This is a genomic window from Pseudarthrobacter sp. PvP004 (assembly GCF_017876035.1).
GTDB classification, from domain to species: domain Bacteria; phylum Actinomycetota; class Actinomycetes; order Actinomycetales; family Micrococcaceae; genus Arthrobacter; species Arthrobacter aurescens_A.
Genome location: NZ_JAGINL010000001.1, coordinates 3289683 through 3309246, shown reverse-complemented (window position 1 = coordinate 3309246; position 19564 = coordinate 3289683). Strand labels below are relative to the sequence as shown.

Here is a 19564-nt window from a genome sequence, read left to right as displayed (position 1 = left end):
CATGGTTGGAGCAGAAGCTGATAGTCACCTTTTGGCTACAACGTGCCTGTGCTGCCGGTCACAAGTTCCGTTCGGGCGGCTTCTTCCATAGGCTTGCAGAGTGATCTTCAAAGCTGTGGGCGAGGGACGCCCGTACCCTGACCATGGATACTCTGCGCCGCGGGACTGGGCTGCCCTTCCCCCGCGCCCTATCCGCCTGGATGAACTGGTTACCACCAAACGGACCCTGGATTTGGAGGCACTGTTGGCTGAGGACTCAACCTTCTTTGGTGATTTGTTCCCGCACGTCGTCCAGTATCAAGGCGTCATGTATCTCGAAGACGGGCTTCACAGGGCGGTTCGCACGGCTCTCCACCAGAGGACGGCCATTCACGCACGTGTATTGGTGATCGATGGCTAGTAAGCGCAGGCGTCCCAAGGATGTGACGCAGCTCCACGGTCACCGCGTGGTGACAGGCCCGGAGCTTCGGGCAACCTTTGCCGAGGACGCCCAGGCGCACAAGGGCCGCTTCGGGCGGCGACTGTTCCATGGGATCGTCCTGGTCCTCCTGGTTGGCGTCATAGCGGCCGGTGCCGTGGGTGCGTGGGCGATCATGAACGGGGTGGTCAAGGTTCCAAGCTCCATTGCCAGCAAAGCGCCCACCAGTCTCTGTCCCACCACCCAGTTCGACTACGTCCCGAACGAGACCGTGACACTCAATGTCTTCAACGCCACGTCACGCGGAGGACTGGCCGGCACGGTGGCAGACCAGTTCACGGCCCGTGGCTACAAGGTGGCGTCGGTGGACAACAGCGATACCGCGTACTCGGGCATCGGCGTGGTGGTCTCCGGAGTCAAGGGCCAGGCGGCGGCGTTCAACGTCCAGCGGAACCTTGCCGGTACGGATTACTTCGAGGACAACCGCGAGGACGAGTCGGTGGACGTCATTCTCACGCCTGGCTTCGAGGGATTGGTGGAAGCCCAGCTGGTGGACCAGACCCCGGGCACACTGCAGTGCCCGCGTGAGGACCTGCGGATCGCGGACAACTCCAAGTGGCCCATTATCCCCACGCTTCCAGCCGCACAGTAGCTAGCCGGGCTTGATGAGTGCTTGATGAGCTTGCCCGTTTCGATGGGTAGCTGCGCCTCGTGCCGTGCGAACGGCATCGTGTGCAGTTAGCCCACGAATCGGAAGGTGTCCGTTGTAACGGGTTGCTCAACCCGCCAGGGCGTCGTGGGTCGGCTCTTCCAGGCGCAATGGCCGGCCGGCTTCGTCGAAGCGGGCCCCTGCGCCCAACTGGATGAACCGCACTGTCTGCGCTGTGCGGGCTTCGACGTCGGAGGTCGGGGCTGGCGGGGGAGTGTCGCCGTCGGGCGTTCGGTTGCGTCGTGCGGCGCTGGCGGACAGTGTCCCGTGAATGAGTCGCGCCAACTGGGCGACGTCGATGTCTGGAAGGTATCCCTGCCGGACCCCGTCCTGGAGGATGTCCTGAAGCAGGACGTTGAGATCGCCCACATGGTCTGCGAGCTTCGCGAAGGACCCGGGGGAGAGGACCGCGGCCATGGCCGGACCCGGAGGCAAGTGGCGGCGGCTGAGATCCTCCACCTGGGCGCGAACATACAGCGCAAGCCTGTCCACGGGGTTTTCCAGGGCGGCCAGCGAATCCCGGAGGTCCACGATGAAACGCTCGGTCTCGTCCAAGGCGTACGCGATGAGCAGTTGTTCCATGTCCGCGTAATAGTTGTAGACCGCGGTGCGTCCAACGCCTGCGTGTCGGGCGACGTCCGTCATGGTGAGCCCGGGGAGGCCATGGGTGAAGAGGAGCTCTCCAAAAGCGGTCAGAATCCGACGTTGGGTCTCGGCACGTTGGGCAGCATTCGTGGCGGCCGTGATCCTGGGCATATAGACACTTTACAGTGATCTGTCAGCAAACGGGTGCCCGACGCGGTGACTGACGAGGCGGGCGGTAACATCGTCAGCAAACGCATAACAAGCATCTAGGGGGCGTCTTGCGCGCAACGGTTAAGGACGTCGCGCGCCGTGCAGGGGTCTCGCCTAAGACGGTATCGAACGTGATGAACGGGATCGTGCCCGTTAGTGGCCCCACGCGGCTCAGGGTAGAGCAGGCCATGGCGGAGCTGGACTACGTCCCCAATCTTTCGGCCCGCGGACTGCGGAACGGCCGCTCAGGTGTCATTGGACTGGCGTTGCCGGATCTGGCTACCCCCTTCTCTGCGGAGATTGCCCAAAGCATTGTGGAGGTTGCCCACGAGCAAGGCTTCAGCGTGCAGATCGAGGAAACCGGCTCTGACCCGCAGCGTGAGCACGAGTTGATGACACGTGCGCGTGCCAACCTCATCGACGGACTGATCCTCAACCCCGTTGTGCTCAAGGAGAGCGCCGTCCAAGTGGGTGTCGCGCTCCCTCCAGTGGTCCTCCTGGGGGAAGTTAAGCAGCAGTTGGCCGACCGTGTCTTCGTGGACAGCTTCGCGGCGGCGCGGGACATGACCCTGGCTCTGGCCAGACCCGGGCGAACGCGTATTGCGGTTCTGGGTGTCAATCGCGGAAGGCAATCCGCCACGGCGATCCAGCGGGCGGGCGGCTACGAAGCCGCACTCCAGATGCTGGGTATTGCCAAGGATGAGTCGTTGCTGATCTCTTGCGACAGTTGGACGCCCGCGTCATCCGCTTCAGCACTGGCAGAGTATCTGGACGCGAATCCCCTGCCCGAGGCTCTGTTCTGTTTCACCGACTCCATGGCTCTGGGCGCCCTGAATACCTTGTGGAAGAGGGGAGTGCGCGTTCCGGATGACATCGCGGTAGCCGGTTTCGACGACGTGATCGACGGGCGCTTTGCGGTACCTTCCTTGACCACGGTGTCCTTCGACAAACGGGCTATTGCCACGGAAGCCCTGCGCCTGCTGACCGAACGCATGTCCGACAGGTCCCACGGTCAGCGCTTGGTGGAGATCGATTACAGCATCGTGGAACGGGACAGCAGCAAGGGCTGAAACGATAGCCCCGCATTAAATTGTGCGCGCTAACAATTTTCCCTTGCCCTGCCTATTACATCGATGTAATGTGAGACCTGCGTCACCCCCGGGCCAACCTTTACCCGAGCGTGGGGACGCAACGGAGCCGGACTTTGAGCAGTAGAGCAGTGACCTTTCAGCGGACCCATCCAAAGGAGTGACGGGTGAAGCAGTTTGAATCTTTGACCGGGAAACAGTTGTCCCGGAGACAGTTATTGACAGGATCGGCCCTTCTGGGCGGCGGCCTCCTGGCCACAGGCCTCACCGGCTGCGGAGGCGCAGCCCAGGCCGCCGCAGTGCAGGACATCGGGTTTTGGCACCTCCTTTCCGGCGGTGATGGCATCAAGATGCAGGCCATGATCAACAGCGCCAACCAGGCCAATGCCGGTTTCAAGGTGCACCCCACAGTGCTTGCATGGGGTCCGCCGTACTACACCAAACTGGCCATGGCCTCCGCTGGCGGGCGTCCTCCAGAGGTAGCCATCATGCATGCCAGCCGGGTTCCCGGGTATGCGCCAGGTGGACTCATTGAGCCGTGGGACCTGGACCTGCTTGCAGAGAATGGCGTCACGGCCTCCGACTTCGCTCCCAGGATCTGGGAGAAGAGCCAACACAACGGCAAGGTCTTCTCCATAGCCCTGGACTCCCACCCATTCGTCATGTTCTATAACACCGACGTAGCCGGCAAAGCGGGACTCTTGGGCAGCAACGGCCAGCTCCAGGAAGTGCGCTCGCCGGAAGAGTTCAAAGCCATGGCGCTGGAAATGCAGAAGGTGACCAAGGCCCACGGCCTATCCTTCGGCTACCTGGGCAGCGGCTCGCAGATGTGGCGCCTGTTCTACACCCTCTACAAGCAGCACGGCGTGGACATGGAACTGACACCGGGCCAGCCCATGAAGGTGGACCGGGACGCGGCCATCGAATCGCTGGAGTTCATGGCCTCCCTCTTTGATGACACCATCGCAGCCCAGGCCGGAGACATCAGCACAGGCATCGCGGAGTTTGCCCGCGGCGGCTCCGGAATGCTGTTCAGTGGCGTATGGGAACTGCCCACCATGAAGAAAGCCGGAATACCCGTTGATGCGGCCACCATTCCCACTCTTTACGGGACCCCGGCCTCCTATGCGGACTCGCACTCCTTTGTCCTCCCGCGCCAATTAAACCTCAACGAGGACAAGCGCAGAGACGTTACAAGTTCGTCACGGACGTCCTCAAGGGTTCGCTGTCCTGGGCAGAAGCGGGACACATCCCCGGCTACCAGCCAGTGGTCCAATCACAGGCCTACCGTGAGCTCACGCCCCAGATCCACTACGCCAACGCGGCGGACATCATCGCCTACGACCCCGAGTCCTGGTTCAGCGGCTCCGGCTCGGACTGGCAGACCTACTTCGCGGAGAACGTGCAGAACGTCCTCCTTGGAAGGGACAAGGCAGCCGCAGGATGGGATGCCTTCGAGCAACGCACCAACACCCTCCTCTCCCGTCCCAACCCGGTCTGACCGGCCCACGTACCGAGCGACCAAAGGAGTTCTTCAATGAGTACCTCTACGCTGTCCCGGCCGAGGCCGGAGAGCCTGCGCAAACCCGGAAGCCGCACCCGAAGCAATCTGAGCGGCTGGGGATTCGCCACCCCGTTCCTTGTTTTCTTCCTCGTTTTCCTCGTCTGGCCGATTATTTACGGCTTCTACATGAGCCTCACGGGAAAGTCCCTCACCGGCGCCAACGACAGTTTGATTGGCTTCGCGAACTACGCCGAAGCCCTGGCCGACGCCGATATGTGGCGTTCCCTGGGCAACACCCTCTACTTCACGGTCATCAGCACCGTCCCGTTGGTCCTCGTTGCCCTGGTCATGGCCGCATTGCTCAACATCGGGCTTCCGGCTCAGTGGCTGTGGCGGCTCTCCTACTTTGCGCCGTACCTCCTGGCCTCCACGGTGGTTTCGTTGTTCTTCACCTGGATGTACAACCCGCAGCTTGGCCTGATCAACGAGTTCCTGACAGGCATCGGGCTCCCCAGGGTTGCCTGGCTGAATGACCCCAACGTGGCCATGTGGGCAATCGTCATCGCCACGCTGTGGTGGACCGTGGGATTCAACTTCCTGCTCTACCTGGCTGCGATGCAGAACATCCCGGCCCAGCACTACGAGGCAGCATCGCTGGACGGCGCCGGAGCATGGCGCCAGTTCTTCTCCATCACGCTCCCGCAGCTGACCCCCACCACCGTGATGATCGTGCTGCTCCAGATCCTGGCGTCACTGAAGATTTTCGACCAGGTGTACCAGATGACCGCCGGAGGCCCCGGTGGTTCCACCCGGCCCGTGGTGCAGTACATCTTCGAAACCGGGTTCACCGGTTACCGGCTGGGCTACTCGGCAGCCATCTCCTACATCTTCTTCGGACTGATCGTGGTCATCTCCATCATGCAGTTCGTCATTACCCGTCGCAGGAGTGCATAACCATGGCAACCCCTACCCTGACCCGTCCCGCACCACGTACAACCACCAGCAACAGCCTCAAGATCCGCCAGCCACGCAAGAAGCTGACGGTCGGCAGGATCGCCGCCATCGTCGTCGCTGCCTTCATTGCGGTGCTGTGGCTGATCCCGTTCGGCTGGGCCACCGCCACCGCTTTCAAAACCGAGACGGATGCCGCAGCCCCGGACGTCACGTGGCTGCCGCCGTCGGGCTTTACTCCCGAAGCGTTCGTGAAGGTGTTCCAGGACGGCAACATCCCGCTGTGGACCTGGAACTCGCTCTACACCTCTGCGGCCATCACGGCCATCACCCTGGTGATCTCTGCTTTGGTTGCCTACGCGCTCTCGAGGATCGACTTCAAGGGCAAGAAGGTGCTGATGACGGCGATCATCGCGTCCATCATCATTCCGCCGCCCGTCCTGATCATCCCGCTGTTCTACCAAATGCTCGCGCTGAACCTGATTGATACCTCGTGGGCCATCATCCTGCCGCAGGTCATTCACCCAGCCATGGTGTTCGTGCTGAAGAAGTTCTTCGATCAGATCCCGCGCGAACTCGAAGAAGCGGCCGTCATGGACGGTGCCAGCCGTTTGAGGATTTTCACACAGATCATCCTGCCGTTGTCCCGGCCCATCCTGGCCGCCGTCGCGATTTTCGTGTTCATCGGCGCGTGGAACAACTTCCTGTGGCCCTTCATCGCCACCAACGACGGCAACCTGCTGACCCTCCCGGTCGGATTGCAAACCATCAAGAGCGCCTACGGCATCCAGTACGCGCAGAACATGGCGTCCGCACTGCTCGCCGCGCTGCCGCTGATCGTCGTATTCCTGTTCTTCCAGCGCCAGATCATCAAGGGCGTCGCGACGACGGGACTCGCCGGAACCTGACCGGCACCTTCCACTTATCAACAGTTTCAGAACACAACCAAGGAGATACATGTCCCGCGCACGCATCACCCTCGACCGCGACTTCACCATTGCCGAGGTACCCCGCCGCCTGTTCGGCTCCTTCGTGGAGCACATGGGCCGCTGTGTCTACACCGGCATCTACGAGCCCGGCCACCCCGAAGCTGACCAGAACGGCTTCCGCCAGGACGTCCTGAAGCTCGTCAAGGAACTGGGCGCCACTGTCATCCGGTACCCCGGCGGCAACTTCGTCTCGGGCTACAACTGGGAAGACGGCATCGGTCCCCGCGAAAACAGGCCACGCCGCCTGGATGGGGCCTGGCACACCGTGGAGACCAACGCCTTCGGCCTGCACGAATTCGTGGACTGGTCCAAGCAAGCCGGTACGGAAATCATGGAAGCCATCAACCTGGGCACCAGGGGAGTGGACGCGGCCCGCGAAATCGTGGAGTACGCCAACCACCCCGGCGGAACCTACTGGTCCGACCTCCGCGCCAAGAACGGCCACAAAGACCCGTTCAACATCAAGCTCTGGTGCCTGGGCAACGAGATGGACGGCCCGTGGCAAATCGGCCACAAGACCGCCGATGAGTACGGACGCCTGGCACAGGAAGCCGCCAAGGCCATGCGCTTTGTGGACCCCTCGCTGGAATTGGTGGCCTGTGGCAGCTCCAACTCCGGAATGCCGACCTTCGGCGCCTGGGAACAGACCGTCCTGACGCACACCTACGACGAAGTGGATTACGTTTCCCTGCACGCCTACTACCAGGAGCACGATGGCGACGTCGGCAGCTTCCTGGCCTCCGCCGTCGACACCGACTACTTCATCGAATCCGTGATCGCTACCGCGGACGCGGTGCGTGCCAAGGGAAAGCACAAGAAGCACATCAACCTGTCCTTCGATGAGTGGAACGTCTGGTACCAGCGCGGCTTGGACACCGAAGACCAGCCGCACAACGTGATCAAGGCCGGTTGGCGTGAGCACCCCCGCGTGATCGAGGACAAGTACAACGTCACCGACGCCGTGGTGGTGGGGACGCTGCTCAATTCGCTGCTCCGCCACGGTGATCGTGTGAAGATCGCCAACCAGGCGCAGCTGGTGAACGTGATCGCGCCGATCCTGTCGGAGGAAAACGGTCCGGCCTGGAAGCAGACCATCTTCCACCCGTTCGCACGGATGGCCGAGCTCGCCAAGGGCCAGATCCTGCGGCTCTCGGTGGACTCGGACAAGTACTCGAATAGTCGCTTCGGGGACACGGACCTGGTGGACGTCAGCGCTACGTGGAACGAGGAAACGGGCCGGGTGGCACTGTTCTTCGCGAACCGCGGCTTGGAAGAGGCTGCCGACGTGGAGGTTGCCTTGCGCGGTTTCGATGCCCGCCAGGTGCTCCGCGCCGAGGTCCTCGAAATCCCCGAAGGGGGCGACCGCCTCACCATCAACACCCAGGATCAGCCGGGCCGTGTTGGCCTGACTGCCTTGGAAGGTGTGAAGGCGACCGGTTCGGAGCTGCGCCTGACGCTGCCCGCATTGTCCTGGGCCGTCGTCGAGCTTGATGTGGTGAAAGGCTAGCCGCGTACCCAGCTGAGTGACGGCAAACGTCGCAGTGAGCGCTCATTGCGACGTTTGCCGTCACCTACGTGGGTTGATGCACGACGGCGGGGGCTACTTAGACTGCGCAGCCGTCCGGGCCGCAGGCCTCGGCATCGGAAGCGCCCACCGGGATCAGCGGGTTGGCTTCCTGCCACGCCTGGTTCAGGGCCTGGCTGAAAAGGTCCGCGGGTTGGGCGCCGGAGATGCCGTACTTGCGGTCTATGACGAAGAACGGGACGCCGGTGACGCCGATGGCGCGGGCCTCGTTGATGTCCTGGTTGACGGCGTCCGTGTACTTGTCAGAGATGAACAGCTCGGCGACTTCATCTGCCGGCAACTGGAGGGAGGCGCCGAGTTCCGTGAGGTACTCCTGGTTCCCGATGTCCTTGCCGTGCTCAAAGTGATCGCTGAGCAACTGTTCCTTGGCCGCGTCCTGGCGTCCGTGGGATGCCGCGAGGTGGATGAGGCGGTGGGCTGTGAAACTGTTGGCCACCACAACCTTGTCGAAGTGATAATCCAGGCCTTCGCCCTTAGCCGTCTCCGTGACGTGCGCGAACATCTGCTTGACCTGCTCAGGGGCCATGCCCTTGCGATTGCTGAGATAGTCCAATTCCGTGCCGTCGTAGTGCTCGGGAACGGAGGGGTCCAGCTGGTAGCTCTTCCACTCGATGTCCACGGAATCGCGGTGCGGGAACTGTGCCAGGGCGGTCTCAAAACGGCGCTTGCCGATGTAGCACCACGGGCACGCGACGTCTGACCAGATCTCAATCTTCATGATCTGGACAACCTGCCAGGACAGCCCGGCATTCCTTACACGACTGTTATTTTGCTCACCCGTTGTTGTTCCACCCGAAGCCCAATATTCTTGAAACGGGTTATGAAGCCAGCCCTTGGACTGGGGGTTTTGCGCGGAGGCTCTAGCATGCGCATCGGACTTATCGTCGGCCCTTGGTTTACCGTGCCGCCCGAAAAATACGGCGGAACCGAACGTGTCGTGGACGCTTTGGCGCGGGCTTTGGTGGACGCAGGACACGACGTTCTGTTGGCGGCGGCATCGGACAGCATCTGCCCTGTCCCGCAGCTTCCGGGCTTTGGACCCAGCGAACCCGAAGAAGTAGGCCTAACGCTGAGCGAGCTGGCTCATGTCATTAAGGCTTACCGAGATATGGGCGGAGTGGACATCATCCACGATCACACCATGGCCGGCCCGCTGTACGCCCACCGCCCGCTGGATATTCCCGTAGTAACCACCATTCACGGGCAGCTCTCGCCACGGGCGGCAACACTGTACCGGGACATGGCCCAGGACACCGCCATCATCGCCATCTCACACGACCAGTGCAGCCGGGTGCAGGACCTCCGGATCTCGGCAGTCATCCATCATGGACTCGACCTTTCCAGTGTTTCTGTCGGAGCAGGGGATGGCGGATACGTGTGCTTCGTGGGGCGGATGTGCCCGGACAAGGGACTCTTGGAGGCGGTGGCTGTTGCCCGGGAAGCCGGAGTGCCACTGCGCATCGCAGCCAAGATGCACGCCAAGGATGAGCAGGAGTACTTCCGGGACATGGTCCAGCCAGTCCTCGGGCCGCAGGAAGAATTGCTCGGTGAGCTTTCCGATCCGGAAAAATACGAGCTCATGCGTGGTGCGTCAGCCCTCATCAACCCTGTCCAGTGGCACGAACCGTTCGGGCTGGTGATGATCGAGGCGTTGGCCACGGGAACTCCAGTGGTGGCCACCCCCATGGGTGCTGCTCCCGAAATTGTCCGGCATGGCGTCACCGGGTACCTCGGTGGGATCGACGAATTACCCGGATTCGTGGAGGCGGCGGCCCAGCTGAGCCGGGCGGAGTGCCGGCGCTCAGTGGATGAATATTTCAACGCCACACGCATGGCGGCAGACCACTTGGACCTCTACGCCAAGGTGATCAAACAATTCAAGCCCTCAAGCAAGACTCCCGAGGAGGCCTTCCGGCCATGACCGCTTGGAACGAAGACACCGAAGCCGGGGCGTCAGAGCTGGGTGCCGTCACCGTCGTGGAAGGTTCATCCTTCTGTATCTCCTCGCACTCGGGTGACATTCACGGAGGCGGTTCCCAAGGCGCCTACTACCAGGACACGAGGATCGTTTCGCGCTGGATCCTACGGATCAACGGGGCGCTCAGGGAGCCATTGGTAGCTCGGAATCCCACCGCGTTCCAGGCTGAGTACGTCGGCCGGGCATGCTCAGCTGACGGCAGGTTCGACAGTCCGCTGGTAGTCCAGCATCAACGGCACGTGGGGGCGGGCCTCCGGGACGACATCACCATCCGGAACTACTCGGGACAGGATGCCCCGTGCGAGATTGAACTGCTGATCGACGCCGACCTCGCCGACCTCTTCGACGTCAAAGGAGGCCGTACCAACAAAGCCGCCACCCCCCTGAAGAAGGCGCACAAGAAGGAGCTCCACATCGATTCGCTCCACTCCAGCGGCCAACGCAGGGGAGTGGCATTCCGGGCCTCCGGCGCCAAAGTGTCCAACGACGGCTTGCGGTTCCACATCAGCATCCCCGCACGCAGCCAATGGTCCACCAGCATCATCGCCCTTCCCCTGGTCAACGGAAAGGGGCCCAACGATCCCTTCACCGAGACCACCCCGCTGCACCACACCCCGGGCGTCCGCCGCCACGTCGCCTGGGAAGAGCATGTTCCCCGGATCGCCGTGACGGACGCCAACGTGGAGGAAGTCCTGGAGCGCAGCCAACGCGACCTGGGCTCGCTGCGCATCTTTGATCCCGAGCATCCGGACCGGGTGGCGGTGGCGGCCGGAGCGCCCTGGTTCATGGCACTGTTCGGACGCGACTCCCTCCTTGCGTCCTACATGTCACTCATGGTGGACCCGCGTCTGGCGGCCGGAACGCTGCAGACCTTGGCCGCGCTCCAAGGCAGCAAAGTGGACATAGATTCCGAGGAAGAACCCGGGCGCATTCCTCACGAGGTCCGTCTCGGCGTGACCGCCGGGCTCTCGCTGGGCGGGACCGCGTACTACGGAACCGCAGATGCGACGCCCCTGTTCGTCTCCACGCTCGGCGAGCTCAGCAGATGGGGCCTCGGCTCGGACATCATCGACTCCCTCCTCCCGCACGCGGACCGTGCCATCGAATGGCTGGAACAGTACGGAGACCGCGACGGCGACGGCTTCATCGAATACCAAAGGCCCAACGAGCACGGACTGATCAACCAAGGCTGGAAAGACTCCTGGGACGGCATCAACTTCGCCGATGGCCGGATGGCGGAAGCGCCAATAGCCCTCTGCGAGGTGCAAGCCTACGCTTACGCAGCCTACGTAGGCCGATCCCTGCTGGCCCGCGCGGCGGGCGATACCGCCGTCGAACGCCGTTGCGCCGACCGCGCCGAAACACTGAAAGCCGCCTTCAACGAGGCGTTCTGGCTCCCCGACCAGGGCTATTTCGCGCTGGCGCTGGACAAGGACAAGAAGCCCGTGGACTCCTGCACGTCCAACATGGGGCACTGCCTGTGGGTGGGCATCGTGGACGAGGACAAGGCACCGCTGGTGGCCGAGCGGCTGATGTCCCCGGAGATGTTCACCGGGTGGGGCATCCGGACATTGGGGTCCGACATGGGCGCGTACAACCCCGTCAGCTACCACAACGGCTCGGTGTGGCCCCACGACACCGCGCTCGTGGCCACAGGACTCATGCGGTACGGCTTCGTGAAGGAAGCCAGCCGGGTTGCGAGCGGACTGTTCGACGCCGCCGAACACTTCGGCGGTCAGCTTCCGGAGCTTTTCTGCGGCTTTGACCGTGGCGACTTTGCGGAGCCGGTACCGTACCCGACGGCGTGTTCCCCCCAAGCGTGGGCGGCTGCGGCACCCGTTCAACTCGCCCGGATCCTGCTGCGGTTCGACCCTGATTTCACCCGGAACGTGCTGCACCTGGCGCCGATCCTGCCGGACGCTTACGGGTCGTTCCGAGCGGAGAACGTGCTGCTGGGGCGCTCGCGGATCACTGTGCAAGCCTCCGGTTCGTCCGGTACGGTAAGTGGGCTACCGGCCGGGCTTGAACTGCGCTCCGATCCTCGACCGCCACTGACGGGGGACTTGTTCGGCTAGTTCCCTTATTAGAGCGCGTGCTCCATCACGAAGTCGTGCTCTACGGAGTCGCCGAGCTTGAACGACTTGGTGCCCACCCGCTGGAAACCGCTCTTTTCGTAGAAACGGATGGCTTTCGCGTTCTCGCTGTTGACGCCGAGCCAGACTCCTGACGCACCTTTATCTGCAGCGTCAGCGATCGAGGCGCTGATGAGTCGCGATGCAGCGCCTTTGCCGTGGTGCTCCGGGTGGACGTAGCACTTGCTCAGCTCCGTGGAGGGGAGCGCCGAGAGCACGGACGCGACGTCGGGGTCGCTGGCCGGTTTGGCAACCAGCATGGTGTACCCGTTGAGCTGCCCGCCGTCGTCGAGCACCAGGATGGTGATGTTCGCATCGGCGAGGTAGTCCGTGAAGTTGGCTTCGCTCAACGTCTTTTCGAGGTGCGCTTGGATGTCCGCCCGTGAGGCGCCCGGCGGGCACGCCAGCGGGAAGGTGACGGCAGCAAGCTCAGCCAGCTTCCCGGCGTCGTGCGTTGTGGCGGTGCGGATGGTCTCGGTCATAGGAGTCAGGATACGGCCGAGACGGTAAGTTTCCGTACTGTTGCTGTGCCACCCTCCGCACTCAGTTCGGTGCCCACGCTCCCTGGGCCGGGGAACACCAGATCGGTCAACGCAACCTTGCCGCCTTGGGCGAAGACCTCCACGGAGCCATGGTCCACGATCACTTGGAGCCTCAGGATGCCGTCCTCCAGAACCACAGGTGCCGATTCAGTGGAAGCGAACTTTTCGTGGAATGTGGTGTGACCGGAGTTTCGGCGATCCAAGGTGAGCTGGTGAGTGGCGGCATCGAAACTGAGGCGGGTGGCCCCGAAAAGTGTCAACGAGACAACCCGGGCCGTACCCGGCAGGATGTCGGCATCGATCACTTGGGCGGTGTCAAAGTCCGGCAGGGCGAGAGGGGAAGAACCAACCTCCATGTCCTGCACGGTGTGGATGTTCCTCCCGAAACCTGGGGACAGAACAGGGCGCTGGACCAAGCGGGGTAGTCCATTGATCGTGGTCAGTTCCACCTCACGTGCCAGTGACATGCTTGACCGCCACGGCTGCGTTGGGAGGGAGTTGGCGTAATCCCAGTTGTTCATCCATCCGATCATGATCCGGCGGTTGTTGGGAGCGTTACTGAAAGAGACGGCCGCATAGTAGTCGCGGCCCCAATCCAACCAAAGACAATCCGGGAGGTTCACCGTTCCGTCTGCACTGGCTTGAACCAGGGAATCGGGATCAGCGATGAATCGGACGCCATCGAAGTGGCCCACAAAGTACTGCCCTCCCGATCCGCCTGCCACGGCACCGGGATTGATATTGACCACCAGCACCCACTTGAGCTGATGGGGATCCCCGTCCACGGGAAGGGGGAACAGATCAGGACATTCCCATTCGCCGCCGGTGGCATTGGCGGGGCCGAACGTGCTCAGGTACTCCCATGCTTTGAGGTCGTCGGAACGGTACAGGACAACCTGCTGATGCTGGGCCTCCACCGCAACCATCACCCAGAAAGCACCGTCGGAGCCCTCATGGCGAAACACCTTGGGATCCCTGAAATGTGCCGAGCCCCGGTTGAGGACAGGATTGCCCGCGTACTTCTGCCACGTCATGCCCGAGTCGGTGGAGAAGGCGAGCGACTGTGCCTGGGTCCCCTGCAGCCCTGAGCCTTCCTTGAAAGCACTGGTGTAGATGGCAACCAGCGGAGGGTTCTCCAGTGTGCCCAAACCGGACGTGTTATCTTCGTCCACCACCACGCTGCCGGAGAACACGTCCTCCTGCTCGTCGCAGGCGATGGCAACCGGGTGTTCGGTCCAGTGCAGTAGATCCTCTGAGGTGGCGTGACCCCAGGACATGTTGCCCCAGACGTTATCGAACGGGTTGTTTTGGTAGAAGAGGTGATAAACACCCTGGTAGTACACCAGCCCATTGGGATCGTTCAGCCAGGTGTTGGTGGCCGTGTAGTGGAGTGCGGGCCGGCTCATAAGTTGGGCGGCACCGGCAGGGTGAGTGGTTGTATCAGTCATTGGAGTTCTTTCGGGACGTGTGTGCCAGTTCCAGCGATCCGCTCAGTTCGGCCCGCGTTGGCGGGTTGGCTCCGTGCCGTCCCACGGTGATGGCCGCAGCGAGGGAAGCCGCCGTTCCCAGCCTGGTGAGGTCGGCGTCGTCGAAAACGGCCTGCGGGTTCTCCACCAGTCCTGCGATCAGGGCGGACATGTAGGAATCGCCCGCGCCGACAGTATCTTTAACCGCCACAGCTGGCGCCGGCACATGGACCTCGGCGGTCTTGGACCATAGATAGGACCCTGACCCGCCATCGGTGATGATGGCCGCTTCCGGCCCCAGGCCAAGAAGGTGGCGCCCGACGGCGGCAGGAGACCACCGCGGGTAGAGCCAGAGGGCGTCTTCCGAACTGAGTTTCACCACGGTAGCCAGTGCCGCGGTGCGCTCGAAGGTTTGCAGGGCTGCAGCGTGGTCCGGGAGGAGCGTGGGGCGAATATTGGGATCGTAGGTGATGGTGCAGCGGCCGGAGAACAGTTCCAGGACGGAGCGGACCTGAGTTGCCCCGGGCTCCATGAACGCGGCCAAAGACCCTGTGTGCAGTACCTTCGGGAGGAACGTCGGACTGATAGCGGGGAGATCCCACTGGAAGTCGAACTCGTACTCCGCGGAGCCGTCCCTGTCCAGGATCGCCCTGGCAGTTGACGTCCTGGGGAGGTGTTCGGCTCCCGGCATCATGGACACGCCAGCGCTCGCCAAGTGCTCCTGAATCCGCGCGCTGCGGTGGTCCTTGCCCAATGCTGTGAGAAACGCAGTGCTGATACCCAGGCGACCGAGCCCGAAGGCAACGTTGAGCCCGGAACCGCCCGGGAACTCGACGGCTCCTGCCGCTGTGTCAATGACGTCGATGAGGGCTTCGCCAACTACTACGACGTCCGTTTCAGGGCAGGAGGGGACAGGGCGGCTGTGCATTGATGATCCTTCGTGGTGGGCGCGTCCGAGCCGGACGCGGTGGAAGTCAGGTGGTGGTGCGCGCAATCTGTTCTGCACTGCCTTCGCGAGGCCCGGGCTGCGGGGACGCGACGGAATTGCGCAGGACCAACGGGCAGGGAAGAACGGTGGGATGGGCCGTCAACAGTTGCAAGTCCGCTTTTCCCTCGATGGCATCGATCAGGTTTTTGGTTGCCCACGCGCCCATTTCATAGTGCGGAAGGGCCACAGTGGTCAGCGATGGGTAAAGATTTTCCGCGATGAGCTGCTGGTTATCGAATCCCACAATGGAGAGGTCCTCCGGTATTCGCAGCCCAAGTTCCCCGGCTGCCCTGTAAGCACCCATGGCCATACGGTCGTTGTAGCAGAAGATGGCCGTGGGGCGGTGAGGCGATTGCAGAACCCGCAGTGCCGCTTCATGGCCACCTGGCACCTCGGACAGTTCCGAGTGGACCAGCTCTTCATGGAACGTCAGCCCGGCGTCGGCCAGCGTGTCTTGGAAAGCCTTGAGCCTGGAGTGCGTTGCCGGTACGTCATCGGTGTTGTTGATCATGCCGATCCGCGTGTGACCGGCGTCGATCAGGGTTTGCACCGCGAGGCGTGCACCGCCGGCTTCGTCGGGGATGACTGCTGAAACGGAGCGGTTGATGTCCTCGGAGTCCACGAGGACCGCCGGAACACCGGTGAGATTCTTGGGAAGGGACAGCTTCCGGTGATACATGGTGGCGTACAGGATGCCATCCACTTGCCGGTCCAACAGATCAGCGACGTCGCTTTCGCGTGAGTCCTGGGAACCGGTGCTGGTGGAGTTGATGATCATGATGTTGTACCCACGTGCCCGTGCTGTTTCCTCGGCCCCGAGGATGATCCGGCCTGCGTGCGGAGTGGTGGCGATCTCTTCGCTGATGAAACCGATCATCCCCGAACGTTGGGTGCGAAGGGCCTGGGCCAGTCGGTTGGGCCCGTAACCGAGCTGTTGAGCCGCTTGGTGGACCCGTTCCCTCGTTTCGGTGCCTACGCGGGCGTAGGCAACGTCATTGAGGACATGGGAGACGGTGGTGACAGAGACACCGGCTGCGGCGGCCACGTCTTTGATACCGACAGATCTTTTGGTCATTGCTTTCCCACGTCCTCAAGGTGTTGATGATTGTTGCTGATCCTACGTCCGCTTACTGGTCTCAGTAGGCTATCGAGGAATACCCGCGCCCTGGCTGCTTTGGGTGGCCTCTGCTGCCTCAAAGCCCACGGTGGGCGTGGCCCTCACAGCATTGGCACCCCTGTCCGCGATGACCTCGGCGTCATTCCCGGAGTCAAGGATGGTATTCCGTGCCGAGGTGGAGTCGACCAGCACCGCCGTTACTGCGAGTCCGTCCGAAGCTCCGGTGGTCAACAAGGCATCCACTTGGGCCGAGAAGCAGGAGTCACTCGACTCAGAGCGAACGTCCATGGCCACCACGTGGTTGTTGGAGACGAAGTTTCCTGTCCCTTCGGCCAAACGAATGATCACCGGCGTGGCCCCTGACGGCCGGATGCTTTGTGCGTCCACAACCTCGGAGAAGTGGTTGCCGATCACTGAGTTATTGCTGCCACTGATGCGGAGGATCCCGTAAAGGTCATCGCGCCCGTTGTCGACTCCCAGGAACGGCGTCCACGGCTCGTGGTCACGAAGGAAATGGTTGGTGGACACAAGGTTCTCTGAGCTGCTCTCCGCAAGAACCACCATTCCGGGGTAAAACGAATGCAGGCGGTTGTTGGAGACGCTTGAACGTGTGACACCTTCGAAGTGGATGCTGCTGGCGCCGCGGGGGAAGATGTTGTTCGCGGCGATCAGGAGACCGCCATGGTTCTGGGCGTAGATCGAGTGCCCTTTGAAGCCGGCCCCTATCAAGTTGTCCGTGATCTTTGAGGCCTGGCCCCAACCGCGGAGTTCTATGCAGCTTCCGCATTCAGCAATGAAGTTGTCGTGGACGGACAGGGCGTCTGCCTTGCAGATGGTGAGCGCGTTCTCAAGGTAGACGAAACCCATTCCATTGACCCGGAATGAGTCATTGGCGCTCGCCACATAAATGCCGGTCTTGCCGTTGACGTAACTGTTCTCCGCAGGCAGTTCGGACCCGTCCAAGGTGAAGTGCAAGCCGTCGATGCAGAAGTTGGAGAACTCAACGGAACTGATCCTTGGGCTTCCGCTTCGTTCAACGTAGAAGGCGGCACCCTGGGATTCGTCGTCCCTGAGTAAGTCGTCGCGGAGCGGAATGTCGACCATGACGCGGCTCCCGCCAGGCCACAACTCATGAAGATCGGGCCATTCGGCCTCGGGAACGTTGAAGCGGATGCTCGAGGACGTGAAGCCGTGACCTGAGCCCTCAATCCTGAGGAAGCTGACGTCGATGACTACCTGTGTCCGGAGGCGATAATCGCCGGGCGGAAGATAAATCACCGCTCCCGGCTTGCCGCCGTCGTTCTCATCCGTGGCCGTTTGCCGGTCCTTGATGTCCGCGATGATGCTGTTGATGACTTCACCAACGTCCGTGAACGGATCGCCGATGGGCCAGGTGGTGACGTTGTAATAATTGCTGTTGGACATGGTTCCTTCCTTAGCCCTTAACCGCGCCGAGCGTCATGCCGGCAACGATCTTGCGCTGCAGCAGCAGTGTCAGGAGGATAACGGGAATGGAGTAGACGGCCGCGAGTGCGGTCATGGAGCCCCAGTCCAGTCCGAACTGGGTTTGGAAGTTCGCGATGACCACGGGCGTTGTTTGCGAGCGGATTGCGGTCATGAGGAGCGCGAACAGGAATTCGTTCCACGACGCCAGGAAGGCGAAGATCGCGGTGACGGCGATGCCACCGGAGACCACCGGGATGACTACCCGCCAGAGCGCACCCAGTCTGCTGCAACCATCCACCGTTGCCGCTTCCTCCAAGTCGCGGGGGACCGCCTCGAAGAAGCTGGACATCAGCCAGATGGACAACGGCAGGGAGATGGTGGTGTGGGCGATGGACAGGGCGATGGGTGTGTCCGCCAGGCCTACGGAGGACATCATGGATGCCAGCGGAATACCGATGGCCACCGGCGGGACCATCCGTGTTACCAGTGCCGCCATGATGAACACGCGGCCGCTGGGAGTCTTATAGCGCGTGATGCCGTAGGCGGCCGGGATAGCCAGGACCAATGACAGCAGGGTGCTGATGACGGCGGTCTGAATGCTGTTGATGAACGAGGCCAAAACTCCACTCCGGCCCAACGCGTTGGCGTAGTTCTCCAGCGTCCATTCCGTGGGGAGGATGGTGGGCGGGACGGCGATGGTGTCGATCGGCGTCTTGAAGGACGTAAACAGCAGGTACAGGAACGGGAAGCCATATAGCACCATGGCCACGGCCAGCAGGATCCACAGAATGATCCGGGTGCTTCGGCGCCCTGCTTCCAGGCCCTCGCGGTTGACTCCGCGGCGCTTGCGCGGGCCGTTCAACGCGGCGGCGTTCGACGTCGGTTGTTCGCCCTGGCTTGTCACGTCGCCCTCTGTTGTGGCTTGGTTCCGTTTGATCGCGGTCCGGGAGGTCATCAGTTGTCCTTTCCTGGCCGCCAGATGGTGGCCACCGCGAAGAATGCGACGGCGAGCATCGCCAGCAGGTAGATGGTGCCCATGGCGCTGGCCAGGCCGGGATCGCCGAAGCGGATCATGGTGCGGTAGATCAGCAGGCTCATGGTTTCGGATGCGGACTGGGGGCCGCCGTTGGTTTGGATCAGGATGGTGTCGAAGGCGCGTGCGGCGTCGATCCCGCGAACTACCAACGCCACTGCGATCACCGGGCGGAGGAGCGGAAGAATGATCTGGAACAGGAGGGCAGGGGCCCTGGCGCCGTCCAGGCGTGCAGCTTCAATCAGATCACCGGGGATGTTCTGCAGTCCGGCGAACAAGACGAGGCACATGAAGGAGGTGGTGAGCCAGATGTCTGGAACGGCCACTGAGAACAGCACGATGTTCGGATCTGACAACCAACCGATCTGGTTCGGATTGGAAAGAATACCCGCCTGATGCAGGAGGGTTCCTATGAGGCCGAAGTTATCGATCATGAGGAACTTCCACAGCAAACCTGCAACGATCGGCGCGATCATCAGGGGGTACAGGAAGACGGTTCGCCAGATTTGGGATTTGCGTCCGAGGGTGGTGAACAGGAGCGCCATTCCCAGGCCGAGGGCGAACTCGAGGGTTACGACCACCACGGTGTAAGCCAGGGTCCGCCATCCTGCGCCCATGAAGGCTTCGGAGGCGAAGGCCGTGACGTAGTTCTGGAATCCGACGAAGTCCCGGGGGCCGCCGGCAATGGGGGAGATTTTGTAGAAGCTGTCGGCGATAAGGCGGAACAGCGGGTAAGCCACGAAGACGCCAAGGAACAAAGCCGCCGGGGTCATCAGGTATAGGGCGAAGCGGCGATCGGAGATGCGCACGATTTTCTCTTCTG

At 62.2% G+C, this 19564-nt stretch carries 17 protein-coding genes and 1 pseudogene; 9 read left to right on the top strand and 9 right to left on the bottom strand.

Annotation, left to right across the window (positions count from 1 at the left end; translation table 11 throughout):
* The first annotated feature begins 100 nt into the window (after positions 1–100).
* Both J3A64_RS14835 and J3A64_RS14830 read left to right on the top strand, forming a co-directional pair.
* Positions 101–400 (top strand): type II toxin-antitoxin system VapB family antitoxin, encoded by a 300-nt coding sequence (locus tag J3A64_RS14835; protein ID WP_011773432.1) that lies wholly within the window; start codon positions 101–103, stop codon positions 398–400.
* A 22-nt stretch (positions 401–422) separates the two neighbouring features.
* Complete coding sequence (locus J3A64_RS14830) at positions 423–1070, top strand: LytR C-terminal domain-containing protein (protein WP_011773433.1); 648 nt, start codon at positions 423–425, stop codon at positions 1068–1070.
* 126 nt (positions 1071–1196) lie between these two features.
* Here J3A64_RS14830 and J3A64_RS14825 read toward each other — a convergent pair whose 3' ends face one another.
* A complete protein-coding gene (locus J3A64_RS14825) occupies positions 1197–1883 on the bottom strand; it encodes a TetR/AcrR family transcriptional regulator (protein WP_014920713.1) in 687 nt (228 codons plus the stop codon).
* Between the two features lie 107 nt (positions 1884–1990).
* On the opposite strand from J3A64_RS14825, the gene J3A64_RS14820 reads away from it, so the two are divergent.
* From J3A64_RS14820 to J3A64_RS14800, 5 genes and pseudogenes are all read left to right on the top strand, one after another.
* Positions 1991–2992 carry a LacI family DNA-binding transcriptional regulator gene (locus J3A64_RS14820; RefSeq protein WP_011773435.1) on the top strand — a complete coding sequence of 334 codons (1002 nt, stop codon included), beginning with the start codon at positions 1991–1993 and terminating at the stop codon, positions 2990–2992.
* A 185-nt stretch (positions 2993–3177) separates the two neighbouring features.
* Positions 3178–4511 (top strand): annotated as a pseudogene (locus J3A64_RS14815) (extracellular solute-binding protein).
* A 36-nt stretch (positions 4512–4547) separates the two neighbouring features.
* Positions 4548–5468 carry a carbohydrate ABC transporter permease gene (locus J3A64_RS14810; RefSeq protein ID WP_011773437.1) on the top strand — a complete coding sequence of 307 codons (921 nt, stop codon included), beginning with the start codon at positions 4548–4550 and terminating at the stop codon, positions 5466–5468.
* Between the two features lie 2 nt (positions 5469–5470).
* Entirely contained in the window at positions 5471–6373 is a 903-nt protein-coding gene (locus J3A64_RS14805) for a carbohydrate ABC transporter permease (RefSeq protein WP_011773438.1), read from the top strand.
* A 49-nt stretch (positions 6374–6422) separates the two neighbouring features.
* On the top strand, positions 6423–7961 hold the full coding sequence (locus J3A64_RS14800) for an alpha-N-arabinofuranosidase (protein WP_210064695.1): 1539 nt from the start codon (positions 6423–6425) through the stop codon (positions 7959–7961).
* Between the two features lie 97 nt (positions 7962–8058).
* Here the strand turns inward: J3A64_RS14800 and J3A64_RS14795 are convergent, their stop codons facing one another.
* Positions 8059–8757, bottom strand: a complete 699-nt coding sequence (locus J3A64_RS14795; RefSeq protein ID WP_210064693.1) for a DsbA family oxidoreductase — start codon at positions 8755–8757, stop codon at positions 8059–8061.
* 147 nt (positions 8758–8904) lie between these two features.
* Between J3A64_RS14795 and J3A64_RS14790 the strand changes: the two genes are divergently transcribed.
* Both J3A64_RS14790 and J3A64_RS14785 read left to right on the top strand, forming a co-directional pair.
* Positions 8905–9960 carry a glycosyltransferase family 4 protein gene (locus J3A64_RS14790; protein WP_011773441.1) on the top strand — a complete coding sequence of 352 codons (1056 nt, stop codon included), beginning with the start codon at positions 8905–8907 and terminating at the stop codon, positions 9958–9960.
* Positions 9957–12092: an amylo-alpha-1,6-glucosidase gene (locus tag J3A64_RS14785; protein ID WP_210064691.1), complete on the top strand. Its 2136-nt coding sequence runs from the start codon at positions 9957–9959 to the stop codon at positions 12090–12092. Before J3A64_RS14790 ends, J3A64_RS14785 begins: the two co-directional genes overlap by 4 nt.
* An 8-nt stretch (positions 12093–12100) precedes the next feature.
* Here the strand turns inward: J3A64_RS14785 and J3A64_RS14780 are convergent, their stop codons facing one another.
* The 7 genes from J3A64_RS14780 to J3A64_RS14750 form a co-directional block, all read right to left on the bottom strand.
* On the bottom strand, positions 12101–12631 hold the full coding sequence (locus J3A64_RS14780) for a GNAT family N-acetyltransferase (RefSeq protein ID WP_011773443.1): 531 nt from the start codon (positions 12629–12631) through the stop codon (positions 12101–12103).
* Positions 12632–12636: 5 nt separating this feature from the next.
* Positions 12637–14139, bottom strand: coding sequence for a glycoside hydrolase family 32 protein (locus J3A64_RS14775; RefSeq protein WP_210064689.1), 1503 nt, complete (start codon positions 14137–14139; stop codon positions 12637–12639).
* Positions 14132–15085 (bottom strand): carbohydrate kinase, encoded by a 954-nt coding sequence (locus J3A64_RS14770; RefSeq protein WP_210064688.1) that lies wholly within the window; start codon positions 15083–15085, stop codon positions 14132–14134. The genes J3A64_RS14775 and J3A64_RS14770 overlap by 8 nt, the downstream gene beginning before the upstream one ends.
* 46 nt (positions 15086–15131) lie before the next feature.
* Entirely contained in the window at positions 15132–16220 is a 1089-nt protein-coding gene (locus J3A64_RS14765) for a LacI family DNA-binding transcriptional regulator (RefSeq protein WP_210064686.1), read from the bottom strand.
* A 69-nt stretch (positions 16221–16289) separates the two neighbouring features.
* Positions 16290–17687, bottom strand: a complete 1398-nt coding sequence (locus J3A64_RS14760; protein ID WP_210064685.1) for a NosD domain-containing protein — start codon at positions 17685–17687, stop codon at positions 16290–16292.
* A gap of 10 nt (positions 17688–17697) precedes the next feature.
* Positions 17698–18663, bottom strand: a complete 966-nt coding sequence (locus J3A64_RS14755; protein WP_210064684.1) for a carbohydrate ABC transporter permease — start codon at positions 18661–18663, stop codon at positions 17698–17700.
* The gene (locus J3A64_RS14750) at positions 18663–19550 is read right to left on the bottom strand and encodes a carbohydrate ABC transporter permease (protein ID WP_011773449.1); all 888 of its coding nucleotides are present in this window, start codon (positions 19548–19550) and stop codon (positions 18663–18665) included. Before J3A64_RS14750 ends, J3A64_RS14755 begins: the two co-directional genes overlap by 1 nt.
* Positions 19551–19564: the final 14 nt, after the last annotated feature.